We start from the raw sequence: 25,541 nt of genomic DNA, 5'->3' as shown, positions 1-25,541 counted from the left end.
CGCGGGGTCAGTACCTTACTTCAAAGTGCGTACTATCTTTCGGGAAGTAAACCCAGCGGACCATGGTTGTGCCCTTCGACAGGCTAAAACCAAACGAAAGGACCCATTGTGAGCATCGTCGTAACCGGAGCCACCGGACAACTCGGCCGCCACGTCATTGAGGCACTGCTGGAGCGCAACGTTCCCGCGCAGGACATCGTGGCCGCCGGCCGCTCCATCGACAAGCTCGCGGACTTCGCGGAGCAGGGCGTGCAGGTCCGGCGCATGGACTATGCGGACACGGCATCCGTGGCTGCGGCCCTGCAGGGTGCCCGCCGGGTGCTGCTGGTCTCCGGCAGTGAGGTGGGCCAGCGGGTGGAGCAGCACCGCACTGTTATTGAGGCGGCCAAGGCCGAAGGCGTGGAGCTCCTGGCGTACACCAGCATTGCGAACGCCGATACCACCGGCATGCTGCTGGCCGCCGAGCACAAGGAGACGGAAGCCATCCTCCGGGGATCCGGCGTCCCCTTCGTCCTGCTGCGCAACGGCTGGTACCTGGAAAACTACACGGGGCAGCTGCCGGGAACCCTCGCCCAGGGTGGGCTCGCCGGCGCCGCGGGCTCGGGCAGGGTCAGCGGTGCCTCCAGGGCTGACTACGCGCACGCGGCCGCGGCGGTCCTGGTTGCCGACGGGCAGGCGGGCAAGGTGTACGAGCTGGGCGGCGACGAAGCTTTCACCATGGCGGACCTGGCCGCCGAGATCACCGCCGCCACCGGCAAGGAGACCAGCTACAACAACCTGCCCGCCGAGGATTACGCGGGCCTGCTCGCGGGCGCCGGCGTTCCGGCTGCCTTCGCGGAAATCCTTGCCGACTCGGACCTGGGCATCGCCCGCGGCGACCTGCTGGTCAGCACGGGCGACCTGCGGAAGCTGATTGGACGGCCGACGACGTCCCTCGCCGAGGCGGTGCGGTCGGCGGCCGCCGCCGTCTGACGAACGCGCCGCACCTCCCGGCGCTCCCGCACATCCTGCAGGTTTTGGGGGATCCCTCTGTCACCCGGTGAGAGAGGGATCCGACATACCCGTGCATTAAGTGAGCGAGCGCCGGGAGGGGGTCAGGACTTGCTGCCCGTGAGGGCGAGGGTGCCGCCCAGTCCGATCATCAGTGCTCCGCCCGTGGCCTCCACAGCGTCCACCCTGCGCGGAGACCGGGCGAACCACTGCCGGGCCGTGCCGGCGGCAATGGCCCAGAGGCTGTCCGAGACCAGGGCGATCAGCAGGAACACAGCGCCCAGCAGGCCCAGTTGCAGGGGGATGGCGCCGGACGGATAGTCCACGAACTGGGGCAGGACGGCAACGAAAAAGACGACCGACTTGGGGTTGGTGGCACCCACAATGGCGCCCTGCCCCACCAGCCGCCAGGGCGCGGACGGGGCAGGGTTTCGTTTCGGCGCTGCCGGCCTGCGGTGATGCCGGATTGCCTGCACGCCCAGATAGACGAGGTAGGCGGCACCGGCAAACTTCACGATGGTGAAGAGAGCCACGGACTGCGCCACCACGACGCCCACCCCCAGGGCCACGGCAGCCACCTGGAGCAGCTGCCCCGCCGCATTTCCCAGGACGGTGAGGACACCGCCCTTCCAGCCCAGGGCCAGGGAACGGCCGATCACGAAGAGCACGCTCGGCCCCGGGACGGCAATGAGTACCACCGAGGCGAGCGAAAACGCCAGCAGGTTGGAGAGGGGAACCATGCCTGATTTTCAGTCCCGGGGCGGGGCGGGCGGCACCGGTCGGGCCATGCCGGACCAGCCTTCCCGGGCAGGCTGGACCACGGGCAAGGGCGACGTTTCGTCCACAAGGTAGGCCCGGCGTCGTCCGTTGCTGCAGTCACTGGCGATGTCTGGAATCCCAGACAACGGTTCTTGCTAGCGGTGGTCTGTTCTTCCCCTAAGGGCGCATCCTTGTGTATGGGATACCGGACAGTTCCGGTTTCCCGGAGGGAGGAGTACCTGTGGCAGTAACGGAAACCCAGCCGGCCCCCGCGCGCGAAGCAAGGGTGGCGTCGAAAGTTCCCGCGGCCGAAAACACGCTGCGCATTTTGAAGCTGCTCGCGTCCCGGCGGGGGCCGATGGCAGCGTCCCAGATCGCGGCGACACTCGGGCTGCCGCGCTCCAGCGTCTACCACCTGCTGGGGGTCATGGAGGCCAACGGCTTTGTGCTCCACCTGCATGAGGAGCAGCGCTACGGGCTGGGGATCAGCGCCTTCGAACTCAGTTCCGCGTACTCCGCCAGGAGCCGCTGTCCCGGCTGGGCCGCCCGCTGCTGGCGTCGCTGGTGGACGCCATCGGCGAGAGTGCGCACCTGGCCGTGCTGCACGGCCGCGACGTGCTGTACATCGTGGAGGAGCGGGCCAAGAACCGCCCGTCCCTGGTGACCGACGTCGGCGTCCGGCTTCCCAGCCACCTCACCGCCAGCGGGCGCGCCATCCTCGCCGCACTGCCCAAGTCTCAGGTCCGCGCGCTCTACCCGAACGCGGCTGCGTTCACGGCCCGGCATGAGACCGAGACGCCCATCATGAAGTATTCCGCGCTGTCCTCCACCTGGACCAGGTCCGGCACCGCGGCTATGCCACCGAGCACGGCGAGGTGACGCCAGGGTTCGGGTCCATCGCCGCCGCCGTCACCGACCACCTGGGCTGGCCCACGGCCGCCGTCGCCGTCACCTTCCTCGAGGATAAGCTGGCGGCGGACGAGTGGCCCGCGCTGGCCGCCCGGGTCCAGAAGGTCGCCGACGAACTATCGGTCCGGATTCACGGACGCCCCGGCAAATAACCCTCGTTGCTCCATCACTTACGGCTGCTAAAACCCCGGAATGGGAGCCTTAAGTGATAGAGCAACCTGGCCGGCCGCGGGTGTCTGGAATGCCGGACAGCACCCTCGCAAAACCCCTGTGAACCCCCTTCCCAAAGGGCTTTAGTTGTTACAGAAGTTCTTTCCCATCACAGACACACATGAAAAGGAGCCATCATGGCACCCGCCGATTTCACCACCGGTGCCCGCCCGGTCAAAGCTGCCCGCGGCACCGGGCTCACCGCCAAGTCCTGGCAGACCGAAGCGCCGTTGCGCATGCTGATGAACAACCTGGACCCCGAGGTCGCCGAGCGCCCGGATGACCTGGTGGTCTACGGCGGCACCGGCCGTGCTGTCCGGTCCTGGGCCGCGTTCGACGCCATCACCCGGACCCTGGAAACCATGGAAAGGACGAGACCCTGCTGGTCCAGTCCGGCAAGCCGGTGGGTGTGTTCCGCACCAACGAATGGGCGCCCCGGGTGCTGCTGGCCAACTCCAACCTGGTGGGGACTGGGCCACGTGGCCGGAGTTCCGCCGGCTCGAAGCCGAGGGCCTGATGATGTACGGCCAGATGACCGCCGGGTCCTGGATCTACATCGGCACGCAGGGAATCCTGCAGGGCACCTTCGAGACCTTCGCCGCGATCGCCCGCAAGCTCACCGGGGACGAGAACGGCACCCTCGCCGGCACCCTGACCCTCACCGGCGGCTGCGGCGGCATGGGCGGCGCCCAGCCACTGGCTGTCACGCTGAACGAGGGCGCCTGCCTGATTGTCGACGTCGACGAGACCCGCCTGCGCCGCCGCGCCGGCAAGCGCTACCTGGACGAAGTGGAAACCGACCTCGACGCCGCCATCGCCAAGGTGCTCAAGGCCAAGGAAGAGCGCCGCGGCTGGTCTGTGGGTTACGTGGGCAACGCCGCCGAGGTCTTCCCCGAGATCCTCCGCCGCCACAAGGCCGGCGAACTCACCGTGGACATCGTCACTGACCAGACCTCCGCCCACGATCCGCTGAGCTACCTGCCCGAGGGCATTTCCGTGGCCGAATGGCACCGCGAGGCCGAGTCGGATCCGGAAGGATTCACCAAGAAGGCCCAGGCCTCGATGGCCCGGCACGTCCAGGCCATGGTGGAGTTCCAGGACGCCGGCGCCGAAGTCTTCGACTACGGCAACTCGATCCGCGACGAGGCCCGCAAGGGCGGCTACGAGCGCGCTTTCGAGTTCCCCGGCTTCGTCCCGGCATACATCCGGCCGCTGTTCTGCGAGGGCCTGGGCCCGTTCCGCTGGGTGGCGCTGTCCGGTGATCCCGAGGACATCCGGGTCACCGATGAAGCCATCAAGGAACTGTTCCCGGAGAACCAGCACCTGCACCGCTGGATCGACGCCGCTCAGGAACGCGTGGAGTTCGAAGGCCTGCCCGCCCGCATCTGCTGGCTTGGCTACGGCGAACGCGCCAAGGCCGGGCTGCTGTTCAACCGGCTCGTCAAGGAAGGCAAGGTCAAGGCCCCCATCGTGATCGGCCGCGACCACCTCGATTCCGGCTCCGTCGCGTCCCCGTACCGCGAGACCGAGGCCATGGCAGACGGCTCCGACGCGATCGCCGACTGGCCCCTGCTGAACGCGCTGCTGAACACCGCCTCCGGTGCCACCTGGGTGTCCCTGCACCACGGCGGCGGCGTCGGCATCGGCCGCTCCATCCACGCCGGCCAGGTCTCCGTCGCAGACGGCACCGACCTCGCCGCCGAAAAGCTGGAACGCCTCCTCACCAACGACCCCGGCATGGGCGTCATCCGGCACGCCGACGCCGGCTACGACCGCGCCCTCGACGTCGCCAAGGAACGCGGCGTCCGCATCCCCATGAACGAGAACCGGTGATTGAGCTTGTCGAATCAAGGTTTCGACAAGCTCAACCAACGCCACAGGCTCAACCACAGAAGTAGGAACCAGGATGACCATCACAACCCATGAACCGCTGACCGTCACCCTCGGCTCCAGCGGCGTCACGCCCGAGGATGTGCTCGCCGTCGCGCGCCACAACGCCAAGGTTGCCGTTGCGCCTGAGGCCCTCGACGCCGTCGCCAAAGTCCGCGCCCACATCGACAGCCTGGCCGCGAGCGACACCCCCGCCTACGGCATCTCCACCGGCTTCGGCGCCCTCGCCAACCGGCACATCCCCAACGAGCTGCGAACCCAGCTCCAAAAGAGCCTGATCCGCAGCCACGCCGCCGGGATGGGGCCGGCGGTGGAACGCGAAGTGGTGCGCGGCATCATGTTCCTGCGGGCCAAGACCCTGGCATCAGGCCGCACCGGCGTCCGTCCCGTGGTCCTCCAGACCATGGTGGACGTGCTCAACGCCGGCATCACCCCGGTGGTCCGCGAGTTCGGGTCGCTCGGCTGCTCCGGCGACCTCGCCCCGCTCTCGCACTGCGCCCTGGTGCTGATGGGCGAGGGTGAAGCGGAAGGGCCCGACGGCGTCCGTTACGGCGGGCAGGGACAGCGGCCTGTCGCCGAACTGCTTGCAGGGCACGGCATCGAACCCGTCATCCTCGCCGAGAAGGAGGGCCTTGCCCTCGTCAACGGCACCGAGGGCATGCTGGGCATGCTCCTGATGGCCATCGCCGATCTCCGCCAGCTGCTGACGACGGCGGACATCACCGCCGCGCTCAGCGTCGAGGCACTGCTCGGCACCGACCAGGTGTTCCTCCCGGAGCTGCACGCCGCCCTGCGTCCCCATCCGGGACAGGCGGCCAGCGCGGACAACATGCTGCGCGTGCTTTCCAGTTCGCCGATCGTGGCCTCCCACCGGGTGGGCGATTCGCGCGTCCAGGACGCCTACTCGCTCCGCTGCGCGCCGCAGGTCGCCGGTGCCGTCAGGGACACCGTGGACCATGCCGAACTCGTGGCCACCCGTGAGCTGGCGGCCGCCATCGACAACCCCGTGGTGCTGCCCGACGGCCGGGTCAGCTCCAACGGCAACTTCCACGGCGCCCCGGTGGCCTACGTCCTGGACTACCTGGCCATCGCGGTGGCTGACCTGAGCTCCATCGCCGAGCGCCGGACGGACCGGATGCTCGATCCCGCGCGCTCGCACGGCCTGCCGGCCTTCCTGGCGGCAGACCCCGGCGTCGACTCCGGCCTGATGATCGCGCAGTACACCCAGGCGGGGCTGGTCTCGGACAACAAGCGGCTGGCAGTCCCGGCGTCGGTGGACTCCATCCCGAGCTCCGCCATGCAGGAGGACCACGTGTCCATGGGCTGGCATGCTGCCCGCAAGCTGCGGAAGGCCGTGGACAACCTGCGCCGCGTCCTGGCCATTGAGCTGGTCACCTCGGCCCGGGCCCTGGACATCCGCACACAGCTGTCCGGGGGCGTCCTGACGCCGGGGCCGGCGGGTGCCGCCGTGGTGGCTACCCTCCGCGAGGTGGTGGACGGGCCCGGAACGGACCGCTTCCTGTCTCCGGAACTGGAAACGGCTGACCGGCTGGTGGCGTCGGGGGAGGTGCGCCGGGCGGCCGAATCCGCAGTCGGCCCCCTCGCCTGACAGCGAAGGATCTTCGGCTTCTGCTGCCTCTGTGTCCACCTGATGGAATTTTGGCCGACACGGACGTCAGGGGCGTACAGAGTGTAGTAGAACTGAAGGTGTAGTGAAAGTCACATCAACGAGGCTGTGGCGCAGAACGTATACAAAGGGGTAGAAGTTCACATGAAAGCACGTGGGGCAGTCCTATCGAGGCGCAATGCCCATTCCGCCGTGGTATCCGACTGGAAGAGCCTTTCCGTCGGTGACCGCGTCGAGATCATCAAGCATGCGCATGTTGTAGCGGCCGGGGAGGTGGAAGAGGTGTCGCAGAGCGGAAACGTCCTGTGGCTTGTGCCGGCGGGCCCGGCGGAAAAACAGCTCTTCCTGAAGTCCGACGGCGTGCAGGTCCGCCGCGGCTAGCAGCCCCTGGAGAAACAGCAAAATCCCCGTACCGCCTTGGGCGGTGCGGGGATTTGTGCTTAAGCGGCTTGTGCCGGAAGGGCCGTGCTTACGCGGCGATGGCCTCATAGGTTTCGCCGAACGGCACTGATTCATCCAGGGCCACGGTGTAGCGGCCCGGGTGGAGCCTGGTCACCAGGATGCCGCAGGAGGCGTCCTTGCTTGCCACCTCGATCAGCTCGGCAACAGCCTCTTCCAGCCCGGCGTGCACCTCGAGGGCACTGGAGAATTCCAGGTCGATGGACCGGGCGGGCGCTGCTTCAGCGAGCTCCGTGGTAGCCGGGTGGCGTTCCAAAGTTGCTGTAGTCATGTGCTGAACTTTCTGTGTTTTCGTGCCGGAGGGCTGGTCCAGTTTACCCGTTGCGCGCATAGATGTCAGATGACTGCTGTTTTCGGCGGCCGGAAGGGCAGTCACAATCGGTGCGTTTGGCGGGAGCCTGGCCGCATCCGCCACTATGAAATCCAGCAAACCGGGACCACGGATCAAAGGAGACCCACCATGAAGCTAATGCGCCTGGGCGAGAGCGGGCACGAGCAGCCGGTGGTCCTGGTGACCGCGGACAATGGATCCGGCCAGTACTTCAGCCTTCTCCCGCTGACCCGCGATGTGGACGGCGCCTTCCTGGCGTCCGGCGGCGTCGCGAAGGTCCGTGCCGCGCTGGAAGCCGGGACACTGCCGGCCGTTGAAGTCGCGCCGGACCTGCGCGTGGGGTCCCCGGTGGCCCGGCCGGGAGCGGTGGTGGGTATTGGAATGAACTACGAGGCCCATGCGGCGGAGTCGGGCTCCGCCCCGCCGGAGGTACCGGTCATGTTCCTCAAGCCCAGCAATACTGTCACCGGGCCCTTCGACCGGGCCGCAGTTCCGCCGCTGTCCAGCAAATTCGACTGGGAAGTGGAACTGGGCATCGTCATCGGCCGGGAAGCCAGCTACCTGGAAAGCACCGCAGAGGCGGCGGCATGCATCGCCGGCTACGTCACGGCGAATGACCTTTCCGAGCGGGAGTACCAGCTTCCCGGCGCGGCGGGGCAATGGACCAAGGGCAAGACATTGCCGGGTCCACACCCCTGGGCCCGTGGCTTGTGCCGGCAGAGGATATCGACGGCGGGAACCTGCCGCTTCGGAGCTGGGTCAACGGGGAGCCACGCCAGGACTCGGACACGGCGCAGCTGATTTTCGACGCACCCACGCTGGTCCACCACTGCAGCCAGTACATGCGCCTGGAGCCCGGTGACGTGATCCTCACCGGAACCCCGGAGGGGGTGGCGCTGAGCGGCCGCTACCCCTACCTCCAGCCTGGTGACGTGGTGGAGGTAGAGGTGCAGGGGCTGGGCCGCCAGCGCCAGGAGCTGGTCCGCTCCTAGCCTGCCTTCACGGCAAGGACCGGGCAGTCCGCTTCCAGCAGGATCCGCTGGGAGACGCTGCCCATGATCAGCTTGCCCACCGGGGTCCGGCGGCGCAGGCCGATCACGATCAGCTCGGCGTTGTGCTCCTCCGCGGCATCCAGGACCTCGGCTGCGGCATCGTGCCCACGGACCGGCTGCTTGATCTCGTGGTCGATGCCCTGGGTTGCCAGGCGGTCCTCGATGCTCTGGATGTCCGGCTCCTGGGCATAGCGGTTGTCCACCAGCGCGTCCCCACGGGACGAATTGATGACCAACAGTCTGGTATTGCTCTTCCGGGCCTCGGTGATGGCCTGGGTGAGGGCTGCTTCGCCTTCGGGGGTCGGGACGTATCCCACCACGATGGTCATGGTGTCTCCTTCTTGTCTGAGCGGACAGTGCGGTCCTCGTGGCCTGAACCGGGTGCATGGACAGTGGTTTCGGTGCGGGCTGCAGGCTCCTGGCGGCCGGGGAGTTCTGCCGGCGCTGAACTGCCTGACGGGGCGGAACTGCCTGACGGGGCGGCCGGGGCCGACGGGGCGCCGGCAGCCTGCGGCCGGTTGCGGCGGATCAGCTTCAAGACAAACGGCCACACCAGGATGAGCGCCACGATGATGTAGACGACGATGGCAATCGGCTCGCTGAAGAGCCCGGCCGGGTCGCCGGCACTGAGCTGCAGGGTCTTGCGGAGCTGCCCCTCGATGCGCGGGCCGAGGATGACGCCAAGGATCAGCGGCAGGACCGGAAGGCCAAAGCGGCGCATCATGAAGCCCAGCGCACCCAGGACCAGCAGGACCACCAGGTCGAACGCCTGCAGGTTCACCGAGTAGGCGCCCAGCGTGGCAAAGAACAGGATGCCGGCGTAGAGGTACGGACGGGGCAGCTGCAGCAGCTTGGCCCACAGCGGTGCCAGCGGCAGGTTGATCAGCAGGAGGAGCAAGTTGCCGATGAACAGGCTGGCGATCAGCGCCCACACCAGGGGTCCCTGGCTGGCGAAGAGCTGCGGCCCGGGCTGGATGCCGTAAGTGGTGAAGGCGGCCAGCATGACGGCGGCGGTTGCGTTGGTGGGCAGGCCGAGGGCCAGCAGCGGAGTCAGGGTTCCCGCGGCGGCTGCGTTGTTCGCCGCTTCAGGTCCGGCCACACCCTCGATGGCCCCCTTGCCGAATTCCTCGGGGTGCTTGGAGAGGCGCTTTTCGGTGACGTAGGACAGGAACGTGGGGATCTCGGCACCACCGGCGGGCAAGGCGCCGAACGGGAAGCCGAAGGCGGTTCCACGAAGCCAAGGCTTCCAGGAGCGCCCCCAGTCCTTCCGGCCCATCCAGGGCCGCCCCACGGGAATGACATGCAGGGGATTGCGGCGCAGGTGGGCGGCCACCCAGAGGGCTTCACCGACGGCGAAGATGGCCACGGCCACCACCACGATGTCCAGGCCGTCCGCCAGCAGCGGCTGGCCGAAGGTCAGGCGGCGCTGGCCGGTCACGGAATCGATGCCCACCAGGCCGATGGCCAGGCCGAGGCCCAGTGAGGCGAAGCCGCGCAGGCGGGACGAGCCCAGGACGGCCGTCACAGCCAGCAGGGCGAGCACCATGATGGCGAAGTAGCTGGGGGCACCCAGGCTGACGGCGAACTCCACCACGATGGGTGCGAAGACGGCGAGGAGCGCGGTGCCGATGGTGCCGGCAACGAACGAGCCGATGGCCGCCGTCGCAAGTGCCTGCGCCGCGCGGCCCGCCTTGGCCATCTTGTTGCCTTCGATGGCCGTCACCACCGACGACGATTCGCCCGGGGTGTTCAAGAGGATCGAGGTTGTGGAGCCGCCGTACATGCCGCCGTAGTAGATGCCGGCAAACATGATGAAGGCGCTGGTGGGTTCCAGGGCGTAAGTGACCGGAAGCAGCAGCGCCACGGTCATGGCCGGGCCCAGGCCCGGAAGGACGCCGACGGCGGTGCCCAGCAGCACGCCGATGACAGCGTACAGGAAGTTCATGGGGGTCAGGGCGGTGGCAAAACCGTCCATCAGTGAGGACCAGACGTCCATCAGAGGATTCCTTCCAGGAGTCCGGCCGGGAGCGCGATGCCGAGGCCGAGGTAGAAGCCGTAGAAGGTCAGCAGCGAGAGGGCCACGGAGAGGAGCCCGTCCCGGATGTAGTGGCGGCTGCCCAGTGCCAGGACGCTGCCCCAGAACAGGACAGTCCCGGAGATGACCCAGCCGGCCCAGTCGATGAGCAGGATGTTGAGGACGAACGCGCCGGCCAAGGGCAGGACGGTTTTCCAGTCGGCGGGGTGGCCAAGTTCAATGTCCTCGCCGCCTTCGGCTTCACCCTTGCCGCCGCGCATGACGTTGACCGCCAGCAGGATGGCGCACACTACCAGCAGCCCGGCCACGATGAACGGGACGGTCTTGGGCCCTACCGGATCCGACTGGGAATAGGGGACGGACAGGCGGCTGGCGTCAAGGAAGACCAGGACGCCGGCCGCGCCGAGCAGGAGGGCGACCCCCAGCTCGGCGCGGCCTTTCAGGCCGGTTGGCAAGGAGCTCACGCCAGGCCCAGTTTCGTCAGGACGTCCGCCACCCGCTTGTCCTGCTCGGTAAGGAAGGTCTCGAACTCATCGCCGGTGATGAACGCATCGGTCCAGCTGTGGGTCTTCAGGGCTTCCTTCCAGCCTTCGCTCTCGTGCATCTTCTCGAGGGCGGCGATCAGGGATGCCTTGTCCTCGTCGCTGATGCCGGGAGGGGCCACGACGCCGCGCCAGTTGGTGAACACCAGGTCGATGTTGGATTCCTTCAGCGTGGGTGCATCCACGCCTTCGAGCCGCTCTTCGCCGCTGGTGGCCAGCACCCGGATCTCACCGGACTGAATCTGCTGGAGGAACTCGCCGGCACCGGAGGCAGCGAAGCCCAGCTTGTTGCCGAGGATCGCGGGCAGCAGGTCGCCGCCGCCGTCGTAGGAGACAAAGTTGACCTTGGTGGCGTCAATGCCCACCGCGCCGGCCAGCTGCATGGGAAGCAGGTGGTCCGGGCCGCCGGGGGAGGAGCCGCCGCCCACGGAGATGGAAGCGGGGTCCGCCTTCCAGGCTGCCACGAGGTCGTCGATGGTCTTGTACGGGGAGTCCTTGCTGACCATGATGGCGCCGGGCTCTTCGATCAGGCGGGCCAGCGGGGTGGTCTCCGTCAGCTTCGACTCGGACTTGTTGGTGTAGCTGGCACCAACCACGCCAAGGCCCATGAGCATGGCAAGATCGCCGTTGCCCTTTTCGTTGACCACGCGGGCCAGGCCCACGGTGCCGCCGGCACCGGCGAGGTTGAAGACTTCGGTGTTGCTGGTGATCTTCTCGTCCTCGAGGACCTTCGCAGCTGCACGGGCAGTGGTGTCGTACCCGCCGCCCGGGGTGTTGGGGACCATGATCTGGAGGCCGGTGATGGGGCCGGCGGCGGCGCCGGAGGTTTCCGAACCGTTGGAGCTCTTGCCCGTGGCACCGCAGCCGGTGGCCATCAGGGCGATGCCGGCAGCGACGGCGGCGATTCGCAATGCGCGGATCTGGCGCATGGTGTTCCTCTTCTCTGAAAAACGATCAGCAAGACTGACTGGTGATTCGATGCTAGGTTCCGCCGTGATGCCGGTCACTCTTGTGTACGCAGAGAAAGTTGAGTTCATTAAGTTCACGTGTCAGCCGGGCCGTGCTGCCGGTGGGGTAGCCAGACGCCGGGAGGGCGACGGGGTTTAGGCGGCGGGAGGTGAGAAAGCGTCTGAGGTGGTCGGCCCGGTATAGTTCCCGGTAATTACGGCAGGAACCAGGCCGGCATGGGAATCAAAGGGAAGCAACCACAGTGACTCGACGAAGAGGGATGTCCCTCGCGGGGCAGTACCTCCTGCTGCAGTTGCTGATTGTCCTGGCCGTCCTGGTGGCAGTGGTGGCCATTTCCCTGGCCCAGTCCGCCGCCACATTCGAGCGGGTCGAGGGCCGCCGCGCCCTCTCCGCCGCTGAGGCGCTCGGCAGCAATCCGGCCGTCCGCGAGCTCCTGCCCACCGCCGAACCCAGGGCCGGAGCCGCGCTGCCCGCCGTGGCCGAATCAGTCCGCACCGTTTCCGGCTCCTCGCACGTGGCGCTGGCGAAAATGGACCGGACGGTAGTGGCGTCCTCGGACCCGGCCTGCTCGGACAGCCCCTGGAACTGGGCGCCAGCCGGGTGCTGGAGGGCCGGGCCTGGACCGGCGTGGTGGCCGGCAGCGGCAGCGCCGTCCTTTCCGCCCACGTCCCGGTGCTGGACGACACCGGGAAAATGATCGGGATCGCCTCCATCAGCAGGGACTACCCCACCACGTTGGAGCGGCTGGGCGACGCCATTCCCAACCTGGTCACCTATGTGGGCGTGGCCAGCGTCCTGGGCGTTGCGGGATCCTTCCTGCTGTCCCGGCGCGTCAAGCGACAGACCTTGGGCATGGAGCCGAGCGAGATCACCGGGCTGGTGGAAAACCGCGAGGCCATGCTGCACGGGCTCAAGGAGGGCGTGGTTGCCCTTGACCCGAACGAACGCATCACCGTGGCCAATGACAGCGCGCGGGAGCTGCTGGGCCTGCCGGAGGACTGCGTCGGAAAGAGGCTGAATTCGCTCCCGGTGGATCCGGCGCTGAAGGTGGTGCTCACCCGGGACCAGCCGGACCCGGACCAGCTGGTGCTGGTGGGGGAGCGCCTGGTGGTCCTGAACCGGGTGCCCATCCGGTCCCGCGGCCGCGAGATTGGTTCCGTCACCACGCTGCGTGACCGGACCGAGCTGTCCTCGCTGGAACGGGAACTCGGCGCCACCCGGACCGCCACCGACACGCTGCGCGCCCAGGCGCACGAGTTCGCCAACCAGCTGCACGTCATCTCGGGGCTGATCCAGATCGGCGACTACGATTCCGTGGTGCAGTTCGTCAACGGCGCCACCGTGGACAGGACCCGGCTCAACGACGAAGTCACCGCCAGGATCCAGGACCCGGCCCTGGCCGCGCTGCTGATTGCCAAGTCCAGCCTGGCCGCGGAACGCAATGTCACGCTCCAGCTGGACCCCGCCTCTGCCCTGGCTCCCGTCAGCGATGAGCTCTCGCGCGACCTCGCCACGGTGGCGGGAAACCTCGTGGACAACGCGTTCGACGCCGTCTCCGGGGTTGGGCAGGCGACAGTCCGGGTGCTGGTGAAGGACGGCGGGGACCAGGTCACCCTGACCGTGCGGGACGATGGGCCCGGCGTTCCGCCGGAAGCAGTGGAGGACATCTTCCGGCAGGGCTTCACCACCAAGGCCTCCGTCCGGGAAGGCGGCCGCGGGTTCGGCCTGGCCCTGTCCCGCGTGGTCTGCCGCCGGTCCGGCGGCGACCTGACGGTGGACAATGACAACGGGGCGGTTTTCACCGCCCGCTTTACGCGAGGTGTACATCATGATTAAGGTCCTGATCGTCGATGACGACTTCATGGTGGCCAAGGTCCACGCCGGTTTCATCCAGCGGACCCCCGGCTTCACGGTGGTGGGAGCGGCGCATACCGGCGCCCAGGCCGTCGTCGAAACCGAACGCCTGCAGCCGGACCTGGTGCTGCTGGACATCCACCTTCCGGACATCAACGGCCTGGACCTCATGCACCGGCTGCGTGAGGTGGCCCCGGAGCTTGACGTGCTGGTGATCAGTGCCGCCCGCGAAGTGGAAACGGTGCGGAAGGCGCTGCGCGGCGGCATCGTGCACTACCTCGATTAAGCCCTTCTCCAGAAGGACCTGCAGGAACGGCTGGAGCACTACCGGAGCGCGTACCAGGCCCTCGACTCGGCCAAGGACATCGCCGAGCAGTCGGACGTCAACCGGGTGTTCGGGCTGGACAGGAGCGAACGGCCGCTGCCCAAGGGCTGCAGCGTGGAGACCCTGAAGCTGGTGGAGGACGCGCTGAAGGAGGCCGACGGCGACCTGTCGGCTGCCGAGGTTGCCGAACAGCTGGGCACGTCCCGGGTCAGCGCCCGCCGCTACCTGGAGTACCTGAACGATGAGGGCCTGCTCGAGGTACGGCTGAAGTACGGGGTGGGCCGGCCGGAGCGCAGGTACCTGCTGAAGGCCTGAGGGCTCCGGCGGGCTGAAGACCCCTAGCGCTCACCGCCCGTCGTCGGGCCGGGCAGGAACTCGGAAGGCAGTTCAGCCACCGGGACGATCACCATGTCCTGCACCTTCCAGTCCATCGCTATGCAGGCCTCGCGGGCCTGCTCCAGCTGCTCCAGGCTGGGCATGCTGCCGGCGGCGGGCACCACGAACGATTCCACGTGGAACACGTGCCCCTCGTCCCGGATGCGGGACCGGGCCTCCCGCGTCCAGGGCAGTCCGCGGAGGTAGGCGTCCAGCCGTCGGGCCAACGGGTGCGGGGCGTCGTCGTCGTATGTCATGGCCCTTTTGTCCATCAGCGCCGAGACTGCTCCGCGGGTGTTCCGGATGCCGTCATGAAGGATGCTGCCGGAGATGAGGATGGCCGCGGCGTAGTCTGCCCACCACCAGCCCAGCCCGATCCCGGCCACGCCCACCGCGGCGGCCGCGGCCGTCATCCAGTCGGCCTTGTTCATGTCCGCGTCGGCGTACAGCACCTTGTCGTGCAGCTTCTCCGCGAGCTTCATCTTCACGCGGCCCAGCCAGATGGGCGGCCCGGCCGTGAGCACCATGGCCGTGATCATCAGCCAGCCCAGCCAGATGGTCTGGCCGAAGAAATTAAAGCCGCCGATGGTGGGATGCTCGGCACTGAGCAGGCCGATGGCCGAATCCACGATCAGGTAGGCGCCCATGACGGTGAGGGCCACCGCCGCGACCACGTGGGCGATGCCCACCGCGCGGTGGTAGCCGTAGGGATGGTCCTCGCTGGGCCGCTTGCGGATGACCCTGGCCGCGAGCAGGAAGGACAGCGGCGGCAGGAAGGACAGGAGATCCTCCACCCAGGCGGCCTTCATGGCCTGGGAGTTGCCGAGCACCGCGTAGACCAGCGCGGTGGAGGCTGCCAGGAAGGCGATGGTGATCCACTCATACTTGCGCGCTTTGCGCAGGGCTTCCTGCTGTTCGGGCGGCAGCTCGGTATGGCCGAACCGGACGGTTTGGGTGCTGTTGGTCCCGATCATGCCTGCCTGCTTTCCAACAGGAACCGGTCCAGCTCAAGGAGGAAGGCGTTCTCGCCCAGCGGGACCAGCATGACGTGCCTGTGCAGGGAGCCGCGGCTGTCGCGGGACTCCGTGTATGGCCGGGTCAGTCCGGCATGGGTGGACCACGGTGTCTTGTCGTCCAGGCCGCCGATCACCAGATCCAGCCCGCCGTGCTTGAGCTCATCGGCCAGGACCTGTTCGGTGCCCGTGACCCACTCGATGTCCGCACCCAGCCGCTCAGCGAACCGCTGGACCAGCTCGGCCTCCTTGCCCTCGACCCTGGCCGCGCCGCCGCTGCCGGACGGAAGCCGGACCCAGTCGCCGTTGGGGCTGGCGCCCACGCGGAGCGTTCCGCCGCGTACCCGGTCCAGCGTCCCTTCCGGGTCTGCCGGATAGCTGGTGCCGCAGCCGGCCAGGGCCAGCAGCGCGGCCAGCAGCAGGAAAAGTACTTTGCAACGCCGCATGGGCAACTCCTTCCAGCTGAAGATCCACCTTCATAATAGACAGCATGCTTATCACTTTGGCGATTCCGGTGCTGGCGGAGCGTGCAGCGTCAGCGCAGCAGGGTGTCCAGAAGCCGCGCGGCAACCCTTGCCGTCCGCCCGTCCACGTCGAAGGCAGGGTTCAGCTCGGCGATGTCCAGGTGCAGGAGTTTGCCGCTGGCTGCCACCTGCCGGCACACGGCGCTGATGACCGGCAGGGGCACGCCGAACGCGGCGGGGGCGCTGACGCCGGGCGCAACGGCGGCGGGAAGCACGTCCAGGTCAATGGTCAGGTAGAGGACGTCTATGTCGGCCAGGAACGATGCCACAAACTCACGGACCCGGCCCGTTTCGCAGTCCTCGTCCAGCAGGTACTGCACGCCGAGGTGCCGGGCGGTGTCGAACAGGGCCCGGGTGTTGTTGGCCTCCGAGATGCCGGCGACGGCGTACCTGAACTGGCGCCCCGCGGCGGCTTCGGCGCGGGCCATCTGGAGGAACGGGGTCCCGGAGCTGGGAACCGGCTCGTCCCGGAGGTCGAAATGCGCGTCGAGGTTCAGCACTCCCAGGCGTGCGCCCTGCTGGACTGCCTGCGATCCGCTCACGCCCAAATAGCTGGCATAAGCGGTCTCATGGCCGCCGCCGAGTACCGCCGTGAGGTGCCCGGCGTCGAGCAGTTCCGAGACCACGCTCCCGAGCCGCGCCTGGGCGTCTTCGAGCGCACCCCCGGAAACGGCCACGTCGCCAGCGTCCGTCACGGAACGGTCCAGGTGGAAGGCCAGGGGCCCAGGGCTTTGCGGATTGCGGCCGGTGCCGCGGCGGCACCGGTCCGGCCCTTGTTGCGGCGCACCCCTTCATCGCTCGCAAAGCCAATCAGCGCGGCAGGCTTGGGGGCGGAACCGGACGCTGCGGCGCCGGTGGAAGGCACCACCGCCTGCCACCAGCGGCGGTGCTTCGGCGCATCGCCGTCGAACCTTCCCGTCCAGGGTGCGGGCGGGACGTCGACGGAAGGGGTCATGGAGGCCATGCCTCCAGCTCACCGCATGCCGGCCGGGAAAACCAGCAGCGCCGCCGCGGAGGTGTCTGGAATGCAAGACCCCCGCGTAGTTTTGTCCAGATACGGCGACTTCGCCGGGCCCGGAGGCCGCTTTATCTGGCCAAAAACGCTCGGCTGCACCGGGAGCCGGCAGAGGCTATGGTGGAGCAATCCCTCCCGGGACCGCACCACGCTGCTTGCGCCGGACCGGCGCAACGAACAGGCCGGAGAACAGCACGTGTTTGAAGCCCCCAATATCCTGTTTGCCGCGGCAGGCCTGGCGGTGTTTACCGCCGCAGTATTGCCCAAACTGCTGCGCAACATGCCGTTTTCGATGCCGATGGTCTTCCTTGGGGCGGGGATGGCGGCCTTTGCCCTGATTCCCACCCTGCCCAACCCGGATCCCCTCGCCCACGGCGACTTTGCCCTGCACCTTTCCGAGATCTGCGTGATCGTCTCGCTGATGGGTGCCGGGCTGGCGCTGGACCGGCCGTTCGGCCGGAGCAACTGGTCCACCACCTGGCGGCTGCTGGGAGTCGCCATGCCGCTGTGCATCGTGCTCCTGACAGTGCTCGGAATGGGATTCCTGGGACTGGGCCTGGGTGCCGCACTGCTCGTGGCCTCGAGCCTTGCCCCCACGGACCCGTCCTCGCGTCGGAGGTCCAGGTGGGTGAACCCGCGGATAACGACGACGATGCCAACCAGGAGGACGAGGTCCGGTTCGGCCTCACCTCCGAAGCCGGACTCAACGACGGCCTGGCCTTCCCCTTCGTGTACCTGGCCATCGCCATCAGCATCGCCGGCCCGGACCCGGCCGGCTGGTTCCCGCAGTGGTTCGGGGTGGACGTGCTGTGGCGGCTGGCCGTCGGCCTGCTCCTGGGCTTCCTCACCGGCAAGCTGCTGGCGCGGCTCTTCTTTTCGGCGCGGAAGGAAAGCCTGCGGCTCTCCAACCACTCAGAGGGGTTTGTCGCCCTGGCCGCGACCTTCCTCGCTTACGGGCTGACCGAGATGGTGGAGGGCTACGGGTTCATCGCCGTTTTCGTCTGCGCCGTCACCATCAGGGCCGCTGAGCACACGCACGGCTACCACCGCGTGCTGCACTCCTACGTGGAGCAGCTGGAACGGCTCCTGACGGTGGTCATCCTGGTCCTGCTCGGTGGTGCCATCGCCCGGGGCCTGCTGGCCGGAATGGGGCTGGCAGAGGTGCTGGTGGCGCTGGTGTTCCTGCTGCTGGTCCGCCCGCTGGCAGGTTGGCTGGGACTGCTGGGCGGGAAGACCGGTCCGCGGGAAAGGATTGCCCTGTCCTTCTTCGGCATCCGCGGGATCGGCTCCCTCTATTACCTCTCCTACGCGCTGGGCAAGGGCGAGTTCCCGGACCAGGCGGAGTGGCTCTGGGGCTTCGTGGGGCTGGTTGTCGCCATGTCCATTGTCATCCACGGCGCCACCACCTCGCCGCTCATGAACCGGCTGGACCGGCTGCGGGAAAAGAAAGCCCGGGCGGTGTCCGGGGACGAGGGCCTGGCCCCGAACACGCCCGTGTAGGGCTACATTCCCAGGGCCGCCTCAATGGGGCCGACGGCGAAGAACAGCAGGAACGCTGCGGCCACGGCCCACATCAGCGGGTGAATGTCCTTGACCCGGCCCTGGACGGTGCGGATGAGCACGTAGGCGATGAAGCCGGCACCCAGGCCGTTGGCGATGGAGTAGGTGAAGGGCATCAGGGTGAAGGTCAGGAAGGCCGGGATGGCGATGCCCCAGTCCTGCCAGTCGATCTTGCCCACCTGGGAGACCATCATGAAGCCCACCACCACCAGCGCCGGCGCCACGGCCTCGAAGGGGACCAGGTTGATGAGCGGGGTGAAGAACATGGCAACGAGGAACAGCAGGCCCGTGACGATCGAGGCGATACCGGTCCGGGCGCCCTCGCCGATGCCGGCGCCCGCTTCGACATAGATCTGGTTGGACGACACGGACGCGCCGCCGCCAACAATGGCACCCAGCGCGTCCACCTGGAGCACGCGGTCCACGTCCGGAATGTTGCCGTGCTCGTCCACCGTCCCTGCTTCGTTGGCCAGGCCCACCATGGTGCCCATGGCATCGAAGAAGATGCTGAGCAGGATGACGAACGCCAGCAGCGTGGCCGCCACGAATCCGAGGCGGTCGAACGCGCCGAACGGGTTTGCCTTGCCGATCAGGGAAAGGTCCGGTGCGGCCCACTCCGAGAACGTGGGGGCCACCAGGGACCAGCCCTCCGGGTTGTACTCCTTGCCCGGGACCACGCTGGGGCCGATGCGCAGCGTCAGTTCCAGGATGACGGAGATGACCGTGGAGGTGATGATGCCGATCAGGATGGCGCCTTTGACCTTGCGCACCACCAGCGCGATGGTGAGGACCAGGCCGAAGACGAACACCGCCGTCGGCCAGCCAAGTAGCTTGCCGTCAAAGCCAAGGCCCACCGGGACCGTGGTGCCGGCCACGTCCGGGATGCGCCGGACAAAGCCTGCATTCACGAGCCCGATCAGGGCGATGAACAGGCCGATTCCCACCACGATCGCGGTCTTGAGTCCGTCCGGCACGGCCTTGAAGACGGCGGTCCGGAATCCCGTGAGGACCAGGATCAGCATGGTCACGCCGGACAGGACCACCAGTCCCATCATGTCCGGCCACGTCAGACCGGGGTTGGTGGCCACGGTGACGGCGACAAAGGCGTTGACGCCCAGACCGGTGGCGAGAGCAAAGGGATGCTTTGCCCAGGCGCCCATCAGGATGGTCAGGATGCCAGCAACGAACGCCGTCACCGCTGCAACCGCGGTGAAGCCGAGCGTAGTGCCAGTGGAATCGGGGCCCGAGAGGATCAGGGGGTTCAGCACCACGATGTAGCTCATGGCGAAGAAGGTGGCGAAGCCGCCGCGGATTTCGCGGGAGAGGTTGGAGCCACGCTCGGTGATCTTGAAATACCGGTCCAGGGCAGAGCCTTGCTTAAGCATTAGTCCTCCGGGGGAGTATGTGGGGATAACTGCATCCTATGGCGGCGGCGGCGGAAGCCCCGGCAAATTCCCCTAGTCTGTAAGGAAGCCAACACAAGGAGCAGTCCCGCATGCGCCCCATCCGCCGCCGTCCGCTGAGCTTCCTGCTCGGATTCCTCGTCCTTGCCGCCGCAGTGCTGGGCCTGGCCGGGCCGGCCGCCGCCCACGACGCCGCCGAATCCAGCAGCCCGGCGCAGGGCGCGTCTGTCCCCGTCCCGCCGGAACAGGTGTCGGTGACGTTCAGCAACAAGCCCCTGGGAATTGGCGCGTCCGTCTCCGTGAAGGACGCTTCGGGCACGGAGTGGGCCGACGGGCAGGTCCAGATCGTTGACAACGTGGCATCCCAAAAGCTCCGGCCGGGAGCACCCGCAGGCGCGTACACCGTGTCGTGGCGCGTGGTCAGTTCGGATTCACACCCCATCGAGGGCACCTTCGGCTTCACCGCCGCCGCTGCCGCAGCGGGAACGGCTCCGGCCACGGGCCCGACGGCGGCCGCCAACGTTCCGGGAATGGGCACCGCGGAGCCGGGAGCCACGGCTGAGCCGTCCGCGCCCGCGGACTCCGGCGAGCCCTTCCAGTGGAGCATCGTGATCTTTGCTGCGGTGGCGGTGGGCCTGCTGGTAGCGCTGGCTGTCATCGCAAAGCGCCGGCTGTCCGCCGGCGAAGAGCCGGACGCGGGATAGCCCGTCCCCAACGGGAGGCTTCGGGCGGCAGCGCCGGCGCACACGCTAGCAGGGCAGCATCGCGAGGCTGCCGGTTGACGGCGGGGCCAGGGGAGCCGGGTGGACTTTGGCCGAAATGGCCAGGCCCACGGTCTTGGCCTGGCGCAGGACTTCCTTGGGGGAGGGCGTAATCAGCTCGCCCACGCCCACCAGGTAGATGCCGATGGCCCGCATGGCCGCAGCCAGGTTCCGCCCTACGGCGATGCCGAACTCGTTGATCATCCGCCGGAGCTGGCTCTGTGCGCAGCGGGTCAGGACGATGTGGTCTGCCAGGAGGACACCCGTGGCCGTGTGGACTTCCCACTGCGGGGCGGGTGCGGCATCCACCTTGGTCAGCTGTACCGCGCGGGTGGTGTTCCGCACGTCCACCTGGTGGCTGGCGGCGTAGTTGCGCAGGTGCCGCAGGATCTCGTTCCGCTCGCGCAAGGTGGCGGGGTCCGCGGCGTCGCAGCGCTGCAGCGACGTCGTTGCGGGCTGGGCGGCGCCCAGGACGTCGAGGCCGTCCACCACGATGGAGTCCACCCCGCGCCGGCGCAGCTCGGCCGCCACGGCAAGGCCGGAAAGCCCAGTGCCAATGATCACGGTGGTGGTCTGTTCGGTCCCGGCACTCCCAGGCATGCTTGACACTACAGTTTCCCTCCTTCGAAGTTTCGGCTGGTGCCGGCATCCTCGCCGGCGCGCGTTCCGTGCCCCCCAAAGTCCGGCCGCAGCACATTGGAGGGCAGCCCTGGCAGGCAGTGCCTGCGGGCTTCCCGGACCAACAATGTCCTGAAGACTACAGAACATTTCCGGCCAGGGATAGCCCAAAACGCAAACATTCTTCTGCGGGTGAACGCGCTTTCCGGAGGGGTGTGGAAAGGCTGTGGATAACATGTGGATTTCCGCGCTGATCAGGCTTGCTAAGGCATCCCGGACGGAGAATAGTGAGAAGCGGAGGCGGGTTGTTCCGCCGGCGCCCGCGGCGGCCCGCCGGGTGCGGGTAACGCTCCCCGCTTCTGGCAGAATAGCCGCAACATCAGCGGCAGTAGCGCAAGGAGGCGGCCCCATGGGCGCACACGAGTTGCATCCGGACCCGGCCCGGGACGGCGGCGGCACTTCCGCCGCGCCTGAGGGGATCGTGGTCGGCGTTGACGGCTCGGACCATGGCCAGTGCGCCCTGGTGTGGGCGGCCCGTGAAGCGCAGCGCCGCCGTCGTCCCCTGCACATCGTGACCGCTTACTCCGTGCCCATCTTCGCTGCCTCCGGCCTTGACGGCGGCTACGCCACAGTGGACGACTCCGTCATCCGCGAGGGCGCCGAGGCCGTGGTCCGGCAGGCCCTGCAGAAGGTCTCCCAGTACGACATCGAGGTGACCTCGTCCGTGGAGAACGGTGACGCCTCGGGAGTGCTGCTGGACATGTCCGAAACCGCCGAACTCCTGGTATTCGGTACCCGCGGCCGCGGCGGCTTCGTGGGCCGGCTCCTGGGCTCGGTCAGCAGCGCCCTGCCCGCCCACGCCAAATGCCCCACGGTGACCGTGCCGCTCATCTGCTCCGACCGGCTCGGCGAAACCACCGAGGACCGGCGCATCAAGGCAGAACAGGCGAAGGCCGGGCACCAGCGCGTAGAAAATGTGGTGGTGGTGGGCGTGGACGGATCGGAACAGGCCCGGGTTGCGGTGCTGGAAGCAGCAGACCAGGCTGAACGGCTGGGTGCCACGCTGCGTGTGGTGTGCGCCGTCCCCCAATACAGCGGCTCGCTGGCCTGGGTTCCGGCACCGATGGACCGCAAGGCCCTTTTCGCCGACATCCAGGTGACCCTGGACGCCGGCATGGCCTGGCTGCGGAGCCATTACCCTGCCCTTCCTGCCGAATCGCAGTTGCGGGACGGATCACCCGTGGACGTGCTGGTTGAGGAAAGCCGCCACGTGGAGCTGGTGGTGGTGGGAACCCGCGGCCGGGGCGGCTTCACCGGAATGCTGCTGGGTTCCACCTCCGACGGCGTGCTGCACCACGCCAAGGGCCCCGTCATGGTGGTCCCGGACCGGGAAGACCCCCGGCTGGCGGACCGGGCCAGGTTTGGGCCCATCCTCGGTGACGCTGCCTGATCCCGTAGCCCCGCCGCCAGGAACGCCAGGACATGCAGCCGCACGCCGAGCCCGGGGGAAGCCCCGCGGCGGACACTCCCGGACTGGTCCGGGACCTGTCCTCCCTGGACACCGGCATGCTGGACCTGGCCGGAGGCAAGGCAGCCAACCTGGGCGAACTGATGTCCGCGGGCCTGCCCGTGCCGGACGGCTTCTGCCTCACCACGGAGGCGTACCGCCGGGCAACCGGCGCGCCTGCTTCCCTGCTTCCCGGCCTCGCCTACGTCCAGGCCGCCCTGAAGCCGGAACCCGGCGCGGGGCCCGTGGATCCTTCGGCACTGGCGGATCTTGCCGCAGGGGCCCGCAGTGCCATCCTTGCTGCGCCGATCCCCGCTGACATCGCCGCGGCCGTCGAACAGGCCTACCGCGGACTGGGTCACGACGTGCCGGTGGCGGTGCGGTCATCGGCCACCGCGGAAGACCTGCCGTTCGCAAGCTTCGCCGGGCAGCAGGACACGTACCTTAACGTGGTGGGTGTGGCCCCCGTGCTGGAAGCGGTGCGTAAGTGCTGGGCGTCGCTCTGGACGGACCGCGCCACCACCTACCGCGCGGGCCTGGGCATCGATCCTGCCGGCGTCGCCCTGGCCGTGGCGGTCCAGCGGATGGTGGAGGCCGAGACCGCTGGGGTCATGTTCACCGCCAACCCGCTCACCGGCCGCAGGGGCCACGCCGTCATAGATGCCAGCCCCGGCCTGGGCGAGGCAGTGGTGTCCGGGGCAGTCAACCCGGACCATTATGTGGTTGATGCCCTGACGGGCAGGGTCCTGGAACGGAAACCGGGGGACAAGAAGGTGGTGGTCCGGGCAGTCCCGGGAGGCGGGACCCGGACCCTTGAGGCGCCGGACGCCGCGGCGGGCGAGTGCCTCGATGACGCCCAGGCCGCCGCCTTGGCACGGCTGGGCCGCCAGGCAGAGCAATACTTCGGGGCGCCGCAGGACATCGAATGGGCCATCGACGGCTCCGGAACCCTGTGGCTGACCCAGTCCAGGCCCATCACCACCCTCTATCCGGTCCCGCAACGGGCCGGCGCGCAGGGCGGCACCGGCACCCGGGTCTACCTCTGCTTCAGCCTCGCGCAGGGCCTGACCCGGCCGATCACACCCATGGGCCGGGCGGCATTCCGGCTCATCGCCTCCTCGGTGGCGCAGGCGGCACGGTTCCACGTTCCCGATCCGCGTAGGGACCGTCCCCTACGCGGAGGCCGGCCAGCGGCTGTACTTCGACCTCACCACCCCGCTGCGGAGCACCGTGGGCCGGTGGATCCTTCCCCGCGTGTTCGACGTCATGGAGGCCCGCTCGGCAGGCCTGTTGAGGCAGCTCTTCGACGAGCCCGCGTTCTCCGTGACACGCAGGACGCCGCTGGCGCTGCTCCGCCATGTTGTCCCCGCCGCCGTCCGGCAAGGGCCCCGGAGTCGCTCCTGCGGGGGATGTTCAGGCCGGCTGCTGCACTCCGCCGCCTGGACCGCTTCACCCGCGACTTCGAGGCTGCCCTGGAAGCGCCGCCCGCTGCAGGACCCGCCGCGCGCCTTGAGCACGCCGAAATGCTCCTGCGGACCCGCCTGTTCACCATCGTGCCCGCCATCCTGCCGCTGCCCGCCCTGGGGTTCGCCATGCTCGCCGTTGCAGGGAAGGTGCTGGGCGGGGCCCGGTGGACGAACTCGAGCCGGTGCTTCGCGGCCTGCCCAACAACGTGACCACCGAGATGGACCTGGAACTGTGGCGGCTCGCCGTTGCCATCCGGGACGACGCCGAATCGTACACCGCCCTCACAACGCAGGACCCGTCCCGCCTGGCCAGGGAGTTCCAGGCCGGGCGCGTCCCCGCCAGGCTTGAGGCCGGCCTCACCCGGTTCCTCGACCGGTACGGCCACCGGGCAGTGGCGGAGATCGACGTCGGGATGCCGCGCTGGTCCGACGACCCCGCCCACATCATCGGTGTCCTGGCCAACTCATCTTCGGCTGGAGGTCCCGGACCTGGCGCCGACGTGCAGTTCAGCAAGGCGGCAGAGGACGCCGACGCGCAGGTGGCAAGGCTGGTCGCCCGTGCAGGGGCACGAAGCCCCCTGCACGCCGTCGTGGTCCGGGCTGCCCTGCGAAGGGCACGGCTCTTTGCCGGGCTGCGTGAGCTGCCGAAGTACCAGCTGGTCCTGGGCCTCGCGGAGGTCCGCAGGCAGCTGCTGCACGTCGGCAAGGAGCTTGCCGAAACCGGAATCCTTGAACAGCCTGACGACATTTTCTTCCTCGACTTCCACGAAGCGCACCAGGCCCTTCCGGATCATCCTGGCGGCGCGGTCCCGGACCTGCGGGAGCTGGTGGCGGAGCGGCGGGCAGCGTACGAGTGGGAAGTCGGGCGGCGGCGCATCCCCCGGGTGCTGCTGTCGGACGGCACCGAGGTCGAGGCGCTGCAACCGGCGGCCGCAACAGCGTCGGACGGTGCACTGACCGGGAGCCCCGCCTCCACAGGATCCGTGACAGCGGCTGCCCGGGTCATCCTGGATCCCGTGGGCGCGCACCTGGAGCCCGGCGAAATCCTGGTGGCCCCGTCCACAGACCCCGGCTGGACCCCGCTGTTCCTCACGGCGGGCGGACTGGTGATGGAGATGGGCGGCCCCAACTCGCACGGCGCGGTGGTGGCCCGGGAGTATGGCATTCCGGCCGTCGTGGGAGTTCCCGATGCCACGGGCAGGATCACCACCGGGCAGAGGATTACGGTCGACGGCGGCGCGGGAACCGTGACGCCTGCCTGACCAGTCCCCGGGTACCAAAACCCCTTCCGGGAGGGGGCTTCCGGCCCGTGTCTACGTGCCTGCGCAGGCGTAACCTTGAGCTATG

General features: G+C 68.3%; 17 protein-coding genes and 7 pseudogenes. 13 read left to right on the top strand and 11 right to left on the bottom strand.

Annotated features, from left to right (window positions below):
• Positions 1-108 precede the first annotated feature (108 nt).
• The gene (locus ACPEE0_RS17585) at positions 109-972 is read left to right on the top strand and encodes an SDR family oxidoreductase (protein ID WP_424574966.1); all 864 of its coding nucleotides are present in this window, start codon (positions 109-111) and stop codon (positions 970-972) included.
• A gap of 122 nt (positions 973-1,094) precedes the next feature.
• Here ACPEE0_RS17585 and ACPEE0_RS17580 read toward each other — a convergent pair whose 3' ends face one another.
• Positions 1,095-1,730 (bottom strand): LysE family translocator, encoded by a 636-nt coding sequence (locus tag ACPEE0_RS17580; protein ID WP_424574965.1) that lies wholly within the window; start codon positions 1,728-1,730, stop codon positions 1,095-1,097.
• A gap of 260 nt (positions 1,731-1,990) precedes the next feature.
• Between ACPEE0_RS17580 and ACPEE0_RS17575 the strand changes: the two are divergent.
• The 4 genes and pseudogenes from ACPEE0_RS17575 (at position 1,991) to ACPEE0_RS17560 (ending at position 6,766) form a co-directional block, all read left to right on the top strand.
• Positions 1,991-2,810: pseudogene (locus ACPEE0_RS17575) on the top strand (IclR family transcriptional regulator).
• Positions 2,811-3,005: 195 nt separating this feature from the next.
• Positions 3,006-4,701 (top strand): annotated as a pseudogene (gene hutU, locus ACPEE0_RS17570) (urocanate hydratase).
• A gap of 73 nt (positions 4,702-4,774) precedes the next feature.
• Positions 4,775-6,367, top strand: coding sequence for a histidine ammonia-lyase (gene hutH, locus ACPEE0_RS17565; protein WP_424574964.1), 1,593 nt, complete (start codon positions 4,775-4,777; stop codon positions 6,365-6,367).
• Between the two features lie 162 nt (positions 6,368-6,529).
• Positions 6,530-6,766: a hypothetical protein gene (locus ACPEE0_RS17560; RefSeq protein ID WP_035752228.1), complete on the top strand. Its 237-nt coding sequence runs from the start codon at positions 6,530-6,532 to the stop codon at positions 6,764-6,766.
• Positions 6,767-6,854: 88 nt separating this feature from the next.
• Here ACPEE0_RS17560 and ACPEE0_RS17555 read toward each other — a convergent pair whose 3' ends face one another.
• A complete protein-coding gene (locus tag ACPEE0_RS17555; RefSeq protein WP_424574963.1) occupies positions 6,855-7,115 on the bottom strand; it encodes a hypothetical protein in 261 nt (86 codons plus the stop codon).
• 189 nt (positions 7,116-7,304) lie between these two features.
• On the opposite strand from ACPEE0_RS17555, the pseudogene ACPEE0_RS17550 reads away from it, so the two are divergent.
• Positions 7,305-8,167 (top strand): annotated as a pseudogene (locus tag ACPEE0_RS17550) (fumarylacetoacetate hydrolase family protein).
• On the opposite strand, the gene ACPEE0_RS17545 reads toward ACPEE0_RS17550, so the two are convergent.
• The 4 genes from ACPEE0_RS17545 to ACPEE0_RS17530 are packed head-to-tail and all read right to left on the bottom strand — an operon-like array spanning position 8,164 to position 11,733.
• A complete protein-coding gene (locus tag ACPEE0_RS17545) occupies positions 8,164-8,556 on the bottom strand; it encodes a universal stress protein (protein ID WP_009357252.1) in 393 nt (130 codons plus the stop codon). The pseudogene ACPEE0_RS17550 and the gene ACPEE0_RS17545 sit on opposite strands and share 4 nt — an antisense overlap.
• On the bottom strand, positions 8,553-10,223 hold the full coding sequence (locus tag ACPEE0_RS17540) for a tripartite tricarboxylate transporter permease (protein ID WP_424574962.1): 1,671 nt from the start codon (positions 10,221-10,223) through the stop codon (positions 8,553-8,555). Before ACPEE0_RS17540 ends, ACPEE0_RS17545 begins: the two co-directional genes overlap by 4 nt.
• Positions 10,223-10,726, bottom strand: a complete 504-nt coding sequence (locus ACPEE0_RS17535) for a tripartite tricarboxylate transporter TctB family protein (protein ID WP_009357250.1) — start codon at positions 10,724-10,726, stop codon at positions 10,223-10,225. Before ACPEE0_RS17535 ends, ACPEE0_RS17540 begins: the two co-directional genes overlap by 1 nt.
• Complete coding sequence (locus tag ACPEE0_RS17530) at positions 10,723-11,733, bottom strand: Bug family tripartite tricarboxylate transporter substrate binding protein (protein ID WP_424574961.1); 1,011 nt, start codon at positions 11,731-11,733, stop codon at positions 10,723-10,725. Before ACPEE0_RS17530 ends, ACPEE0_RS17535 begins: the two co-directional genes overlap by 4 nt.
• Before the next feature lie 299 nt (positions 11,734-12,032).
• Between ACPEE0_RS17530 and ACPEE0_RS17525 the strand changes: the two are divergent.
• Both ACPEE0_RS17525 and ACPEE0_RS17520 read left to right on the top strand, forming a co-directional pair.
• A pseudogene (locus tag ACPEE0_RS17525) lies at positions 12,033-13,609 on the top strand (sensor histidine kinase).
• Positions 13,602-14,267: pseudogene (locus tag ACPEE0_RS17520) on the top strand (response regulator). Before ACPEE0_RS17525 ends, ACPEE0_RS17520 begins: the two co-directional pseudogenes overlap by 8 nt.
• A gap of 23 nt (positions 14,268-14,290) precedes the next feature.
• On the opposite strand, the gene ACPEE0_RS17515 reads toward ACPEE0_RS17520, so the two are convergent.
• From ACPEE0_RS17515 to hutG, 3 genes and pseudogenes are all read right to left on the bottom strand, one after another.
• Positions 14,291-15,301 carry a cation diffusion facilitator family transporter gene (locus ACPEE0_RS17515; RefSeq protein ID WP_424574960.1) on the bottom strand — a complete coding sequence of 337 codons (1,011 nt, stop codon included), beginning with the start codon at positions 15,299-15,301 and terminating at the stop codon, positions 14,291-14,293.
• Positions 15,298-15,786 (bottom strand): ABC transporter substrate-binding protein, encoded by a 489-nt coding sequence (locus ACPEE0_RS17510; RefSeq protein ID WP_424574959.1) that lies wholly within the window; start codon positions 15,784-15,786, stop codon positions 15,298-15,300. The genes ACPEE0_RS17515 and ACPEE0_RS17510 overlap by 4 nt, the downstream gene beginning before the upstream one ends.
• 89 nt (positions 15,787-15,875) lie before the next feature.
• Positions 15,876-16,828: pseudogene (gene hutG, locus ACPEE0_RS17505) on the bottom strand (formimidoylglutamase).
• Between the two features lie 247 nt (positions 16,829-17,075).
• On the opposite strand from hutG, the pseudogene ACPEE0_RS17500 reads away from it, so the two are divergent.
• Positions 17,076-18,379 (top strand): annotated as a pseudogene (locus ACPEE0_RS17500) (cation:proton antiporter).
• 2 nt (positions 18,380-18,381) lie between these two features.
• Here ACPEE0_RS17500 and ACPEE0_RS17495 read toward each other — a convergent pair.
• Positions 18,382-19,824 carry an NCS2 family permease gene (locus tag ACPEE0_RS17495; RefSeq protein WP_424574958.1) on the bottom strand — a complete coding sequence of 481 codons (1,443 nt, stop codon included), beginning with the start codon at positions 19,822-19,824 and terminating at the stop codon, positions 18,382-18,384.
• A gap of 110 nt (positions 19,825-19,934) precedes the next feature.
• On the opposite strand from ACPEE0_RS17495, the gene ACPEE0_RS17490 reads away from it, so the two are divergent.
• Positions 19,935-20,546 (top strand): copper resistance CopC family protein, encoded by a 612-nt coding sequence (locus ACPEE0_RS17490; RefSeq protein ID WP_424574957.1) that lies wholly within the window; start codon positions 19,935-19,937, stop codon positions 20,544-20,546.
• Between the two features lie 45 nt (positions 20,547-20,591).
• Here ACPEE0_RS17490 and ACPEE0_RS17485 read toward each other — a convergent pair whose 3' ends face one another.
• Positions 20,592-21,203 carry an NAD(P)-binding protein gene (locus tag ACPEE0_RS17485; RefSeq protein ID WP_424575299.1) on the bottom strand — a complete coding sequence of 204 codons (612 nt, stop codon included), beginning with the start codon at positions 21,201-21,203 and terminating at the stop codon, positions 20,592-20,594.
• A gap of 427 nt (positions 21,204-21,630) precedes the next feature.
• Here ACPEE0_RS17485 and ACPEE0_RS17480 point away from each other — a divergent pair, with 427 nt between their 5' ends.
• Genes ACPEE0_RS17480 through ACPEE0_RS17470 form a run of 3 tightly spaced genes read left to right on the top strand, consistent with a single transcriptional unit; the run spans position 21,631 to position 25,456 of the window.
• On the top strand, positions 21,631-22,671 hold the full coding sequence (locus tag ACPEE0_RS17480; RefSeq protein ID WP_009357240.1) for a universal stress protein: 1,041 nt from the start codon (positions 21,631-21,633) through the stop codon (positions 22,669-22,671).
• Between the two features lie 32 nt (positions 22,672-22,703).
• On the top strand, positions 22,704-24,404 hold the full coding sequence (locus tag ACPEE0_RS17475; RefSeq protein ID WP_424574956.1) for a PEP/pyruvate-binding domain-containing protein: 1,701 nt from the start codon (positions 22,704-22,706) through the stop codon (positions 24,402-24,404).
• Positions 24,359-25,456, top strand: coding sequence for a PEP-utilizing enzyme (locus tag ACPEE0_RS17470; protein WP_424574955.1), 1,098 nt, complete (start codon positions 24,359-24,361; stop codon positions 25,454-25,456). Before ACPEE0_RS17475 ends, ACPEE0_RS17470 begins: the two co-directional genes overlap by 46 nt.
• Positions 25,457-25,541 lie beyond the last annotated feature (85 nt).

Source organism: Arthrobacter sp. SD76 (assembly GCF_049726125.1).
GTDB lineage: Bacteria > Actinomycetota > Actinomycetes > Actinomycetales > Micrococcaceae > Arthrobacter > Arthrobacter nitrophenolicus.
The sequence above is the reverse complement of the archived record's forward strand: the minus strand, read 5'-3'. Positions and strand labels throughout refer to the sequence as shown.